The organism is Streptomyces sp. NPDC012466 (assembly GCF_042955215.1).
Taxonomy (GTDB): Bacteria; Actinomycetota; Actinomycetes; order Streptomycetales; family Streptomycetaceae; genus Streptomyces.
Genome location: NZ_JBIBEQ010000001.1, coordinates 1,221,902 through 1,235,468, shown reverse-complemented (window position 1 = coordinate 1,235,468; position 13,567 = coordinate 1,221,902). Strand labels below are relative to the sequence as shown.

General features: G+C 72.0%; 9 protein-coding genes and 1 pseudogene. 7 read left to right on the top strand and 3 right to left on the bottom strand.

Translation table 11 applies throughout. The features are described 5' to 3' along the window. Positions 1–213 precede the first annotated feature (213 nt). Positions 214–1,131, bottom strand: coding sequence for a homocysteine S-methyltransferase (gene mmuM / locus ACFY9E_RS05515; RefSeq protein ID WP_390979547.1), 918 nt, complete (start codon positions 1,129–1,131; stop codon positions 214–216). A 131-nt stretch (positions 1,132–1,262) separates the two neighbouring features. Here mmuM and ACFY9E_RS05510 point away from each other — a divergent pair, with 131 nt between their 5' ends. The 3 genes from ACFY9E_RS05510 to ACFY9E_RS05500 are packed head-to-tail and all read left to right on the top strand — an operon-like array spanning position 1,263 to position 4,645. Further along, positions 1,263–2,666, top strand: a complete 1,404-nt coding sequence (locus tag ACFY9E_RS05510; protein ID WP_390979545.1) for an amino acid permease — start codon at positions 1,263–1,265, stop codon at positions 2,664–2,666. Between the two features lie 9 nt (positions 2,667–2,675). Next, on the top strand, positions 2,676–3,794 hold the full coding sequence (locus ACFY9E_RS05505) for an aminoglycoside phosphotransferase (RefSeq protein ID WP_390979543.1): 1,119 nt from the start codon (positions 2,676–2,678) through the stop codon (positions 3,792–3,794). Positions 3,795–3,817: 23 nt separating this feature from the next. After that, positions 3,818–4,645, top strand: coding sequence for an MOSC N-terminal beta barrel domain-containing protein (locus ACFY9E_RS05500; protein ID WP_390979541.1), 828 nt, complete (start codon positions 3,818–3,820; stop codon positions 4,643–4,645). Positions 4,646–4,855: 210 nt separating this feature from the next. On the opposite strand, the gene ACFY9E_RS05495 is transcribed toward ACFY9E_RS05500, so the two are convergent. Continuing rightward, positions 4,856–6,931 carry an autotransporter-associated beta strand repeat-containing protein gene (locus ACFY9E_RS05495; protein WP_390979540.1) on the bottom strand — a complete coding sequence of 692 codons (2,076 nt, stop codon included), beginning with the start codon at positions 6,929–6,931 and terminating at the stop codon, positions 4,856–4,858. 216 nt (positions 6,932–7,147) lie between these two features. Here ACFY9E_RS05495 and ACFY9E_RS05490 point away from each other — a divergent pair, with 216 nt between their 5' ends. Both ACFY9E_RS05490 and ACFY9E_RS05485 read left to right on the top strand, forming a co-directional pair. Continuing rightward, positions 7,148–8,269 carry a family 43 glycosylhydrolase gene (locus tag ACFY9E_RS05490; RefSeq protein ID WP_390979539.1) on the top strand — a complete coding sequence of 374 codons (1,122 nt, stop codon included), beginning with the start codon at positions 7,148–7,150 and terminating at the stop codon, positions 8,267–8,269. Position 8,270: 1 nt separating this feature from the next. Next, the gene (locus ACFY9E_RS05485; RefSeq protein WP_390979538.1) at positions 8,271–9,683 is read left to right on the top strand and encodes an RICIN domain-containing protein; all 1,413 of its coding nucleotides are present in this window, start codon (positions 8,271–8,273) and stop codon (positions 9,681–9,683) included. Between the two features lie 54 nt (positions 9,684–9,737). On the opposite strand, the pseudogene ACFY9E_RS05480 reads toward ACFY9E_RS05485, so the two are convergent. Next, a pseudogene (locus ACFY9E_RS05480) lies at positions 9,738–10,358 on the bottom strand (RNA-guided endonuclease TnpB family protein); the annotation flags it as partial. A 380-nt stretch (positions 10,359–10,738) separates the two neighbouring features. Between ACFY9E_RS05480 and ACFY9E_RS05475 the strand changes: the two are divergent. Next, on the top strand, positions 10,739–11,782 hold the full coding sequence (locus ACFY9E_RS05475) for a GDSL-type esterase/lipase family protein (RefSeq protein ID WP_390979537.1): 1,044 nt from the start codon (positions 10,739–10,741) through the stop codon (positions 11,780–11,782). Between the two features lie 79 nt (positions 11,783–11,861). Continuing rightward, positions 11,862–13,544 (top strand): DUF2264 domain-containing protein, encoded by a 1,683-nt coding sequence (locus ACFY9E_RS05470; protein ID WP_390979535.1) that lies wholly within the window; start codon positions 11,862–11,864, stop codon positions 13,542–13,544. Positions 13,545–13,567: the final 23 nt, after the last annotated feature.

Here is a 13,567-nt window from a genome sequence, read left to right as displayed (position 1 = left end):
CGGGCCGTGCGGCCGGCGCCGACCGGGGAGGCCCCGCCGAGTCCCTCACCACCACGTGCGTGCCCGGCGGCGGGTGTTCGCCCGGGTCGCCCGGGGCGTGCTCCAGGACCGTGCGGAGGGCGAGGCGGCCCACTTCCTCATGGGAGACGTGGACCCGCGTCAGGCCGGGACGCGGTCTGCGCGGATGCCCGGCCGGTCCGGGACGCCGTCGCCCTACGCCGCTCCCAGCGTCCCCGCGATGTTCGAGATGCCCTCCGGGCCCACCCGGCAGCAGCCGCCGATCAGCCGGGCCCCAGCCTGCCGCCAGCCCTTCACCTGGTCGGCGGTGAAGGTGGAGCGGCCGGTCCAGGCGCGTGCCCCGGCGTCCCAGGTCTCGCCGCTGTTGGGGTAGACGACGACCGGCTTGCCGGTGACCCGCGCCGCGGTCGCCGCCGCGGCCTCCACGTCCTCGGGCGCGCAGCAGTTCACCCCGACCGCGATCACCTCGTCCGCCTCCGCGGCCAGGGCGAAGGCCTCCTCCAGCGGCTGCCCGGCGCGCGTGCGGCCACCGGCGACGGAGTAGGTCAGCCAGGCCGGCACCCCGAGCCCGCGCACCGCCCGCAGCAGGGCCGTGGCCTCGTCGGCGTCGGGGACCGTCTCCAGCGCGAGGACGTCGGGCCGGGCGGCGGCCAGTACCTCGAGGCGCGGCCGGTGGAAACGCTCCAGTTCGTCCACGCTCAGCCCGTAGCGCCCCCGGTACTCCGAACCGTCCGCGAGCATCGCCCCGTACGGACCGGCCGAGGCCGCCACCCACAAGGGCCGCGGGACCCGCGCCCGCCGGGCCGCCTCGCGGGCCGACTCCACGCTCAGCGCCATCAGTTCGGCCGCCCGCTCGCGGCCGATCCCGCGCTTGGCGAACCCCTCGAACGTGGCCTGGTAGCTGGAGGTGATCGCCACGTCCGCACCCGCCCGGAAGTAGGCGAGGTGCGCCTCGGTCACCGCCTCCGGCTGTTCGGCGAGCAGCCGCGCCGACCACAGCTCGTCGCTCAGGTCGTGCCCGGCCGCCTCGAGCTGGTTGGACATGCCGCCGTCCAGGACGACCGTCCCGGCGGCGAGGGCTTCGGCGAGGGTGAGGGTGAGGGTGCTGGTCATGCCGACGACGGTAGTCGAGAAACAGCGGCGGTCCCCAGCCGAGTGTGTCCAGTGTATGAACAGGTCGACCAGCATGTGGGACGGCGGGTTACGATCACGGCCCTCCCCCCTCCGCTCGTACAGGAACGCCCATGACCGTCCCCCGCCCCGCCGAGGCCTCCGAACCCGCCGGCCCCGCATCCCCCGAGCCGGCCGCGGCCACCGGCGTGACCCCGCCTCGCCGCCGTACCTTCGGCCTCGCCGCCGCCACGGCCCTCGTCATGGGCAACATCATCGGCGGCGGCATCTTCGCCCTGCCCGCCACCGTCGCCCCGTACGGCACGATCAGCCTGCTCGCCTTCCTCGTGCTGTCGGTCGGAGCCGTCCTGCTCGCCCTGCTCTTCGGCCGGCTGGCGCGGCGCAGCCCGGTCACCGGCGGCCTGTACGTCTACCCGCGGGACGCCTTCGGCGAGTTCGCCGGATTCCTGTCGGCCTGGTCGTACTGGACGATGTGCTGGGTCAGCATCGCCGCCCTGGCCGTCGCCGTCGTCGGCTACGTCGACGTCCTGATACCCCTGCACGGCAACCACGCCCTCCAGGCCGCCGTCGCCCTGGCCGCCCTCTGGCTGCCCGCAGCGGCGAACTTCGCCGGCACGCGCTGGGTCGGCACCGTGCAGGTCGTCTCCACGATCCTGAAGTTCGTGCCGCTGCTCCTGCTCGCCACGATCGGCCTGTTCTTCGTCGACGCGGACAACTTCGGCCCGTTCAACGCCTCCGGACAGAGCGTCTCCGGCGCGCTCGCCGCCTCCGCCGCGCTGCTGCTGTACAGCTTCCTCGGAGTCGAGTCGGCCGCGGTCAGCGCGGGCGAGGTCCGCGACCCCGAGCGCACGGTCGGCCGGGCGAGCGTCCTCGGCACCCTGGCGTCCGCCCTCGTCTACGTCCTCGGCACGGTCGCCGTCTTCGGCCTGGTCCCGCACGACCGGCTCGTCGAGTCGGGCGCCCCCTTCGCCGACGCGGTCGACGCGATCACCGGGGGCGGCTGGGGCGGCACCGCCATCGCCCTGGTCGCCGTCGCCTCGATCACCGGCTGCCTCAACGGCTGGATCCTCATGGCCGCGCAGATGCCCTACGCCGCCGCCCGCGACGGTCTCTTCCCGGCCCCGTTCGCGCGGCTCGGCAAGGGCGGCGTCCCCGGTTTCGGCGTGTGGGCCTGTGTGGTTCTCGGCTCGCTGCTCATCGCCCTCAACTACACGGCCGGCCCGGACACCACCTTCCGCGTCCTCGTGCTGATCACCACGTTCACCGGCTGTGTGCCGTACCTGCTGTCGGCGGCGGCCCAGCTGTACTGGCTGGCCCGCGGCACCCGCGAGCGCGTCCGCCCCGCGGGCCTCGCCCGGGACCTGACGGTCGCGGCCCTCTCCTTCGGCTTCTCGTTCTGGCTGATCGCCGGCGCCGGGTACGCCGCCGTCTACCAGGGCGTGCTGTTCCTGTTCGCCGGAATCCCGGTGTACGTGTGGCTGCGGGGACGCAAGGACAGCGCCGAGGTGTCGGCATAGCATCGGGGGATGCCCGAAGTCGCCGCAGCACATGCCGAAGTACGTGAGGTCCTGGGAGTCCCGGCGGACCAGGCGGTGTTCGAGCCGCTCCCGCACAACCCCTGGAACGGCGTCACGGCCGGGGTGTGGCGGGTCACCGGCGGCGACCGCTCGGCCGTCCTGAAGGTGCTGACGCGGACGAAGGAGACCGGCGTCGCCTGGTCGGCGTCCAACGACCCGCGCCACTGGAACTTCTGGCGCCGCGAGGCGTACGTCTACCGGTCCGGCCTCGCCCAGGTCTGGCAGCGGCACGGCATCCGCGCGCCCCGGCTGCTGGAGTGCGCCGAACGCCCGGACGGTGACGTGGCGTTGTGGCTGGAGGACGTGCCGGGCGAACCGGCCACCGCCTGGTCCCTCACCCGCCACGTCGACCACGCCCACCGCCTGGGCGCCGCGCAGGGCGCGGTCGGCGCGGGCGAGGACACCCCCTGGCTGTCGCAGGGGTTCCTGCGGGACCACACCTCGGGGAAGACGACGGGTGAGGCCCTGCTCGACGACGACGAGGCGTGGCGACACCCCCTGATCCGGCGGCACTTCCCGCCCGGCCTGCGCGAGGACATGGTCCGCCTCCACCACGACCGCGAGTGGTTCCTCACGGTCATGGAGTCACTGCCCCGCGCCCTCTCCCACCTCGACCAGTGGCCGGCGAACCTCCGCTCCGACGGCCCGGGCACCAGTGTCCTGTTCGACTGGGCGTTCACCGGCGACGGCGCCCTCGGGGAGGACCTCGGCAATTACCTGCCCGACTGCGTCTTCGACCTGTTCGTGCCCGCCGCCGACCTGCCGGGCCTGGCCAAGGCGGCCTACGACGCCTACGTGCACGGCCTGCGCGGCAGCGGCTGGCGGGGCGACGAACGCCTCGTACGACTCGGCGTGTGCGCCTCCGCGGTGAAGTACGACTGGCTCACGGCACTGATGCTGGCGCGGGCGGACGAGGAGCAGGTGGCCTACGGCGGCGAGGGCGCCGTCCCGCCCGAACTCCGCTACCGGGAACGGGGCCTGGCCCTGGAGTTCCTGGCCGAGTGGGCCGCCGAGGCCCGGCTGCTGGCTCCCCGGCTCGGCTTCCCCCAAGCCCCCAGCGGCCGCTGAAGCGCGGAAGGGAACCGATGGTCATGGCCCGAGTCGTCGAGTTGTCGTACTACCCCGTCAAGGGCTGCGCCGGGACGTCGGTACGCGAGGCGCTGCTGACGCCGGCCGGACTGGCGCACGACCGCAGCTTCATGGTCGTCAGCGAGGAGGGCGTGTACCGGACGCAGCGCCGGGATCCGCTGCTGGCCGTCATCCGCCCCCTGATCGCCCCCGACGGCGGCCGCCTCACGCTCACCGCGCCCGAGGCCGAGCCCCTCCACCTGCGGGTGGACACCTCCGGCACCCGGCGGAAGGTGGACCTGTTCGGAACCGCTTACCAGGGCATCGACCAGGGCGACGAGGCGGCGGACTGGCTCTCGGACGTGCTCGGCGCACGGAGCCGTCTGGTGCGGGTCCCGCCGGAACACGACCGGGTGACCGACGGTCTGACCCCGGGTACCTCCGGCTACGCCGACAGTTGTGCCCTGCACGTCATCTCCCGCGCCACCCTCGGCCTCCTCGACACCAAGCTCACCGACCGCGGTGCCCGCCCCCTTCCTCTCGACCGTTTCCGCCCCAACCTCGTCATCGACGGCTGGGACGCCCCCCACACGGAGGACCGCGCCCACCGCCTGCGCATCGGCACCACGGAACTGGGTTACGCCAAGCTCGCCATCCGCTGCGCGGTCACCCTGGTCGACCAGCGGGCCGGCACCCGGGCGGGCCCCGAACCCCTGCGTACCCTCGCCGGCTACCGCCGCGCCGCCCAGGGCGGTGTCGCCTTCGGCACGAAGTACGCGGTACTGCGGCCCGGCAAGGTGGCGGTGGGGGACGAGGTGGACGTCACGCTGTGGGGCGAGTCCGAGCTGTGACGCCGGAACTCAGGCCGGCTGAACGGGGGTGCGCGGCGGACGGTCCGCACGGCGGAACACCGGATCGACGGGCTCGACGAGCCTCCCTGACGACCGGGCGGCCGAGGCCGGGGCCGGCGGTCGATCCGAGTTCCTCCTCGACGGCACGAACCGTCGTCTCCCGCTCGATCACGGGTGCGGCGTCCCCCAGGAGCGTCGCAGCGCACGAGTTCATGTACTCGCGTGCCGCCCCCGTCGACGGCCCCGGCCCCGTCGTGCCGCCATCGGTACCGCGAGGCTGATGATCAGGGCGGAGCCCAGGGCATAGGGCCACCAGCCGAAACCGGCGTCGTCCGAGGCGCCGGCGCTGCGCGGGGTCGCACGGGTGGGGGCGGACGGCGTGGGGGCGGAGTGGCTCGGGGAGGTGGCTGCCGTCAGGACGACGTCGTTGCCGTCGCCGCCTCGGTAGGTGAGGCGGTAGCTGGTGTCGGCCAGCTTCACGCGGGCGCCCTCCTTCAGGCCGGTGAAGGTTCCTGAGGTCCTGGTCTCGCCCCGGTGGTCGAGCACGGTGATCTCGGGTGTGTTCCCGGGCGCGGCCGAGGCGTCGAGGTCTCCGGCCAGCCGGACCGGGCCCGTCACGGTCAGCGGCCTGTCCCGCAGGACCAGTGAGCCCTTCCGGCCCTGGGCGTAGGCGCCGTTGACGGTGAGGCCCGTCGTGACCGTGCCGTCGTTGGTGACCGCGCCCTTCACCGTGCCCTTCCCGGTCAGCGTCGTCGCCACGCGCAGGCCCGACCGGCCGGTGTCCAGCCTCGCCCCCGCAGAGGTGAGCCGGATCGACTCGCTGCGGGCGAGTGTCGCTCCGCCGCGCAGCGCGAGGGTGCCTCGGGAGACCGTGGTCGGCCCGGTGTACGTCACCGCCCCGCCCGTCAGGGTCGTCGTGGCGGCGCCCGACTGGGTGAGGGAGCCGCTGCCGCCGACGCGGGACAGGGCGAGGGGCCTGCTGGTGTTGCGCAGGACCAGGGAGCCGTCGTTGACGAGCCGGTAGTGGGCGCCGCCCGTGTACAGGCCGCCGTCGCCGCCCCGCTTGCCGCTGCCCAGACGCAGGACCGCGCCCTTCTCCACCGTCGTGGAGCCGTCGTAGTACTGGACGGCCGCGAAGGTCACGTCGTTGCCGGGGGTGCCCGCGATGACGATGTCGCCGGCGCCGGGGGCCGACAGGGTGTCGTGGAACCGGCCGCCGCCGATCGGGGCGCCGAGCGTCACCGGGCCGTTGTAGTCGAAGGTGAGCCTGGAGCGCGAGCGGGCCGCCAGCAGGTTGATGTACACCGTCTCCGCGGTGCCCGGCATGAAGATCCGGTCGGTCGTGCCGTCGCCCCACCGGATGTTCGCGCCCTTGATGTTGGTGCCGCGCTTGTTGACGTTCTTGCGGGCGGGGGTCCAGTTGAGCGCCGGGTCGCTGAGGGAGGGGTCGGTGTCGCCGCCCCGGTCCGACCAGCTGTACTGGCCGGTCAGGACCACCGTGCCGCCCGGCCGGGACTGGACGTTGATGTCGCTGCCGTACTCGCGCTGGTAGAAGTCCATGCCCATCGTGACGGTCCGGCCCAGCGGGGTGTCGACCGTCCAGGTGCCCTGGTTGAGGATCTTGCGGACGCGGGGGAGGGACGTCGCGTACTCGGGCCGCCCGGCGTTCACCTGTGTGCCGTTGTCGATCACCCCGGAGAAGGAGTGGGCGCCCGACAGATCCCACGTGCCCCAGAGGAACCTGGGCTGTGTGATCAGGCCCGAGCCGCTGATGGTGCCCAGGTTGTAGGCGCTCTTGAGGGAGAGGCGGAGGGTGCCGTCGACCCGGATGTTGTCCTGGTTGAGGCGGAACGCCGGGGTGTTGTACGGGAAGTGGCCGATCAGGCCGGTCGTACCGCCGTTGCCGTACTGGAGCGTCGCGCCGCGCTCCACCGTCACCGCCGGAGGATCGGGGTGGGTGACCGTGACGTACGGGTGGTTGCCGCCCGCCGTCCGCACCCGCTGCCGGGACCGGGGGAGGGTGAAGTCGCTGTCCTCGGTGAGGACCAGCGTCCCGCTGCCGCGCACCGTGAGCGTGCCCTCGCCGCGGAACACGCCGTCGTACGTCGTCGTTCCGGGCGGCACGGTGACGACGGTGTCGCCGACGAGCGTCACGTCCCGGCCGGCCAGGACGTCGGCCGTGACGTCCCGGGCGCCGGCGGCCACCGCCGGGGGAGCGGAGACCAGGGAAGCGACCGCCGCGAGGACGCCCGCGGCCGCTGCTGTGGTGTGGGTGAGGCTGTGCACATGACCGGAGACGGGCCATGTCCCCGCCGATAACAGAAAATTCGGCGGCTGCTGTTTCCGAAACGGCGGAACGTGTTCGTCCCGTCAGACCCGTTGACCTCCTCGTGCCACCCCCTTACCTTTTCGGCGTTCGTAATGACAGATGGTGTTCGAAATCTCAGATGACGTGGAGACGACAACGCCGTGTGTTCCCAGTGAGAGGCAGGCCCCCTGCGCATGAGCCGCGACCGCGACCACGCTCTGCCCGAACCCCCCAGCCGCAGACTGCTGCTGAAGGGCGCCGCAGCCGCCGGCGCCCTGGCCGCCGTCCCCGCCCTCCCCGGCGTCGCCGAGGCAGCACCCCGGACGGAAACCGCTGCCGGGGCTCCCGGCGGGCACCCGAAGCCGGCCCCCTTCGTGAACCCCCTGGTCCGCAACCGTGCCGACCCGCACATCAACCGGCACAAGGACGGTTTCTACTACTTCACCGCCACCGCCCCCGAGTACGACCGCATCATCCTGCGCCGCTCCCGCACCCTGAACGGCCTCGGCACGGCCGACGAGTCCGTCATCTGGCGGGCCCACGCCACCGGCCCCATGGGCGCCCACATCTGGGCGCCCGAACTGCACCGCATCGGCGGCAAGTGGTACATCTACTTCGCCTCCGCGCCCGCCGAGGACGTCTGGGCGATCCGCATATGGGTGCTGGAGAACGCCCACCCCAACCCCTTCAAGGGCACCTGGGTGGAGAGGGGCCAGGTCAAGACGGCCTGGGAGACGTTCTCCCTGGACGCCACCACCTTCACCCACCGGGGCAAGCGCTACCTCGCCTGGGCCCAGCACGAGCCCGGCCTGGACAACAACACCGGCATCTTCCTCTCCGAGATGGCGAACCCGTGGACCCTGAAGGGCCCGCAGGTGCGGCTGTCCACCCCCGAGTACGACTGGGAGTGCATCGGCTTCAAGGTCAACGAGGGCCCGTACGTCCTCAAGCGCAACGGCCGCCTCTTCATGACGTACTCGGCCAGCGCCACCGACTTCAACTACTGCGTGGGTCTGCTGACCGCCGACGCCGACAGCCACCTCCTGGATCCGATGAGCTGGTCCAAGTCGCCGACCCCCGTCTTCACCAGCAACGACACCACCAAGCAGTACGGCCCCGGCCACAACTGCTTCACGGTCGCCGAGGACGGCCGCACCGACGTCCTCGTCTACCACGCCCGGCAGTACAAGGAGATCAACGGCGACCCGCTGAACGACCCCAACCGCCACACCCGCGTCCAGACACTCGGCTGGAAGCGCGACGGCACCCCCGACTTCGGCGTCCCGGTCGCCGACACGGTGAAGGTGGGCGACTGACATGAGACGTGCGTACGCCACCCTCCTCGCCCTGTGCCTCGGGCTGTTCGGCGCCCTCGCCACCGGCGGGCCCGCCCAGGCCGCGCCCCAGACCATCACCAACGGAACCCAGTTCACGGACACCTCGGGCAGCCCCGTCCACGCGCACGGCGGCGGCGTCCTCAAGGTCGGCAGCTACTACTACTGGTTCGGCGAGCACCGCAACGCCGACAACACCTTCCGGTACGTCGACGCCTACCGCTCGACCGACCTGAAGAACTGGGAGTTCCGCAACCACGTCCTGACCGAGGCCGGCGCCCCGGAGCTCGCGACCGCCAACATCGAGCGGCCGAAGGTCATGTACAACGCCTCCACCGGCAAGTTCGTGATGTGGATGCACAAGGAGAACGGCACCGACTACAGCGAGGCCCGCGCGGCGGTCGCCGTCTCCGACACCGTCGACGGCGACTACACCTGGAAGGGCAGCTTCCGGCCGCTCGGCCAGCACATGTCCCGTGACATCACGGTCTTCGTCGACACCGACGGCGCCGGCTACATGATCTCCGCCGCCCGCGAGAACTACGACCTCCAGATCTACCGCCTCACCGCCGACTACACGGGCATCGCGAGCCTGGTCGCCAACCCCTGGCCCGGCGGCCACCGCGAGGCGCCGGCGCTGTTCAAGCGGGGCGGCGTCTACTTCATGCTGACCTCGGGCGCCACGGGCTGGAACCCCAACCAGCAGCAGTACGCCACGGCCACCAGCATCGCCGGCCCCTGGTCGGCCATGAAGAACATCGGCGACTCGACGACGTACGGTTCGCAGACCGCGTTCGTCCTGCCCGTGCAGGGCACCTCGGGCACCTCGTACCTGTACCTGGGCGACCGCTGGGGCAACTCCTTCGGCGGCACGGTCAACGACTCGCGTTACGTGTGGCTGCCGCTGACCTTCTCCAACTCGACCACGATGTCGATGTCCTGGTCGCCCGAGCTCACCGTCGACACGGCCGCCGGGACCGTCACCGGCACCAGTGCCACCTACAACACGCTGATCGCCCGCCACTCCTCCAGGTGCGCGGACGTGACGAGCCAGTCGCTCTGGGCGGGTGCCCAGCTCAAGCAGTACGACTGCAACGGCGGCAGCAACCAGAAGTACTGGTTCAAGTCCGTCGGAAGCGGCTACTACCAGCTGATGGTCAGGAACAGCAGCCTGTGCGTGCAGGAGAACGCGAGCACGGTCACACAGGAGAACTGCGCCTCCTCCGCGACGAGCCAGCAGTGGTCGCTGACCACCACCGGCTCGTACGTGAACGTCAAGTCCCGCGCGAGCGGCGAATGCCTCGACGTGAACGGCGGGTCCACCGCCAACGGCGCCGCGCTCATCACGTACACGTGCAACGGAGGCACCAACCAGCAGTGGACGCGCGGGACATGACGCCGGGACGCTGTACTTGAATCCTCCCCTCCCTGAGGGGAGGAGATTTCTGGCTCAGGCTGCCTCCTGGAGCAGCGCTCCAGGAGGTCTTGCGCCCTCGACACCAGCCGGGTTGAGACCAGCCCGGACGAGCATCACGCGTGCGGAGCTCTTGTCCCGTGGGGACCCGAGCCCGCATGCGGTGCAGGTGTAGGTACGCTCACCCAGCGGCAGGCGGTGCTCGGCTCTCGCATCACACTGCGCGCAGTCCATCGTGGTGTGCGCGGGGTGGACCAGACGGATGTCCCGCCCGTGCTTGCGGCCCATCTCGACCAGAGCGGCCTTTGTGGCGCCGATGGCGGCGTCGGCGGCCTTGCGCGCCATCGTGGTCTTGGCCAGGAACCTCCGACGGAAGTCCTCCACAGCGACGGCATCGTGGTCGCGGACCACCTTCTTGGCCCACTTACGGCCCGTATCCTCACGCTGCCTGGCGACCTTCTTGTACGCCTTCGCCCGCAGGCTCCTCGCCTCGCGGTAGCCCTTCGACGCCGGCTGTCCCCTCTTCGGCCTGCGGCGGGCCGTCATCCGGTCGTACCGGGTCAGCCTCTGCCGGGCCCTCCTACCGTGCTCAGCGTGCGGAAGGTCGTGCGCGTCGGACGTGGCGGTCGCGGTCGCCTTCACTCCAGCCGGCACACCGTGTCCTCTCGAACTCTCCGAAGGACCATACGTACGGCAGCCGCACGGGCGTGCCCTGATCCCGCGGCCATCACCCTGACCGGCGATCACGAGCACACGCGTTCGCGCCCCCCGGTGATACCGGCAGCGCCACGGGTACTCCGTGCCCTGAGCCGGATGTGGCGACGCTCCGCGCTCGCGACACCCGGTTGTGATCCCGCCCCGGCGTGAACCCCGGGGCGGGATCGCAAGTTCAGGTGCACGTTGAATCGATTTCGTGAAAGGGCTTTCGGTCAGGTGAGGTTGCCCATCGCGTGAATGCTGCTCGGGGACTAGAAAGCGCTTGTACAGAGCGATACGGTCCACTTCCAGGTCTTGTCGTCCGCTGGGAGGAGCCCCGAGTGAGACGTTTCAGCATCGCCGTTGCAGCGGCGGTGACCCTGGGTGTCGCGTCGTCGTCCGTACCGGCCCAGGCCCATACGGGCCGGCCGTCCCCGGGCCTCGCGCACTGCACCGCCGACACCTGCCACTTCAACGTTCCGCCGGGCACGTACGACGTGCGGGTCGTGGTCGGCGGAAAGACAGCGTCCGCCACGAGCATCAGCGGCGAGAGCCGCCGGTCCCTGCTCCCCGAGACAGCCGCACCGGCGGGTGAGCGGATCACCCGCAGTTTCACGGTGAACGTCCGCACCCCCGAGGGCGAGCCCACCGGCCCCGAGGGAACACCGGGCCTCGACCTGCGGATCGGCGGCTCCGCCCCGGCCCTCGCCGGCATCCGGGTCACCCGGGCTTCCCACGCCCGCCAGATCTTCCTGGTCGGCGACTCCACCGTCTGCGACCAGCCCGGCGACCCGTACTCCGGCTGGGGCCAGCAGCTGCCCCAGTACCTCCGCAAGGGCGTGTCCGTCGCCAACTACGCCGATTCCGGGGAGAGTACGGTCTCGTATCTGGGGAACCCGCAGCTGTGGGCCACCGTACGGCCCCTGATCCGCCCCGGCGATCTGGTCCTGGTCCAGCTCGCCCACAACGACAAGACCACGGACGAGGCCACCTACCGGGCCAACCTGGAGACCCTGGTGGCGGGCGTCCGGGAGCGGGGCGGACAGCCGGTCCTTGTCACTCCCATCGTGCGGCGCTGGTTCAACCCCGAGGGCACGCTGAACAACGGAACCGCGCTCCTGGTCAACGGCCTCGGTGTCGACCACCCGGCCGTCATCCGCTCGGTCGCCGCGGCGCGTGACGTCCCGCTGATCGACCTCACGGCCAAGACCAAGGCGCTGGTGGAGTCCCTCGGCGCGGAAGGCTCCAAGGCGCTGTACCTCACCAACGAGGCGCGGGACAACACGCACACCTCCGTGCGCGGCGCGACGGCCTACGCGGGCCTCGTCCGCGACGAACTCGTCACCCGGCATCTGGTGCCGAAGGGCAAGGTGCGGGTGGGATGAACCCCTGGGGCGCCCCGACCGGAACCGGGGCGCTCCAGGTCTGATCCGTTCCGACCGGCCCGAGCCCGAAAGACATCCGATGCAGCTGCCTCCCGCCGACCGCACGACGTCCCCGTTCACCGGATACACCCGCGCCCACTGGGAGGCGGCGGCCGACTCCCTGCTCACCGCCGTCGAGCCGTACGCGAGCGAGGACCGCGCGCTCTACCACCTGCCCGGCGACCGGTCGAGCTGGTCGGGCCGCCTCTCCGACGGCCTGGAGGGCTACGCCCGCACCCTGCTGCTCGCCGCCTTCCGCCGCGACGAAAAGGCCCTGGAACGCTACGCGACCGGCCTCGCCGCCGGCGTCTCGGGCGTCTGGCCCCGCATCGAGGACCGCAGCCAGCCCCTGGTGGAGGCGGCGTCCGTCGCCCTGGCCCTCCGCCTCACCCGGGACCTGCTCTGGGACCGCCTGGACGACGGCGTACGCCAGCGCACGGCGGACTGGCTGGCCGACGCCCTCACGGCCGAGCCCTGGCCCTGCAACTGGGAGCTCTTCCCGGTCACGGTGGGCGGCTTCCTCGCCGAGATCGGCCACGAGCCGGACGCCTCCCGCGCGGCGATCGACCGCGGCCTGGAACGCATCGAGCAGTGGTACGTCGGCGAGGGCTGGTACACCGACGGCGACGGCCGCAAGTACGACTACTACAACGGCTGGGCGATGCACCTCTACCCGGTGCTGCACGCCTGGCTGGAGGGCGACGAGCGCCTGCTGGACCTGTACGGCGACCGCCTCTCGCGCCACCTCCGCGACTACTCCCGGCTCTTCGGCGGCGACGGTGCCCCCATGCACCAGGGCCGCTCCCTGACGTACCGCTTCGCGACGACGGCCCCGCTGTGGCTGGGCGCGCTGACCGGCCGTACGCCCCTGCCCCCCGGCGAGACCCGTCGGCTGGCCTCGGGCGCGCTGAAGTACTTCCTGGAGCGGGGCGCGGTGGACGACCGGGGCCTGCTGTCCCTCGGCTGGCACGGCCCCGACGAGTCCGTCCTGCAGGGCTATTCGGGCCCGGCCTCCCCGTACTGGGCGAGCAAGGGCTTCCTCGGCCTGCTCCTGCCCCCGGACCACGAGGTCTGGACGGCGCCGGAGGAACCCGCCCCCGCCGAACGCGCGGACTTCGTCACCCCCGTCGGCCCGCCCAACTGGCTGCTCCAGTCGACCCGTTCCGACGGCGTGGTCCGCCTCCACAATCACGGCAGCGAGGACGTCCGCTACGACCCGTACTACACGCGGCTCGCGTACTCCACCGTGACGACGCCCGCGGACGCGTACGACAACAGCGTCCTGGTCGCCGGGGACCCGAGCCGCACCGGCATCGAACCGCTCGGCGTCGGCGACGGCTGGGTGGCGTCCCGGCACGACGCGGGCGGGGGAGCCCGGGTGACGAGTGTCGTGCTGGCGCGCGGGGCGGTGGAGGTGCGTGCGCATCTGGTGGTGAGCGCGGAGCCGGGGACGCAGGTCCGTGTGACCGGCTGGAGCGCGCCGGACGGCGTCCGGGCGGAACTGCTGCCCGCGGTCGGCCTCGACGAGGACCTCACCGGCGTCACGACCGGGGGCTCCACCTTGTTCGTCGCCCTGGCCCGGCTCACCGCCGAGGCGGATCCGGCTCCACTGGCGGAAGCAGCAGCCGTGACCGCTACCGCGGACGCCGGGTTCACCGTCCGCTGGAGCGAGGGGCCCGAGGTGCGGGTCCGGCTGGACGGGGCCGGGGTCAACGTCGACTGAGGTCTTCACGCTCCAGGGTTCGC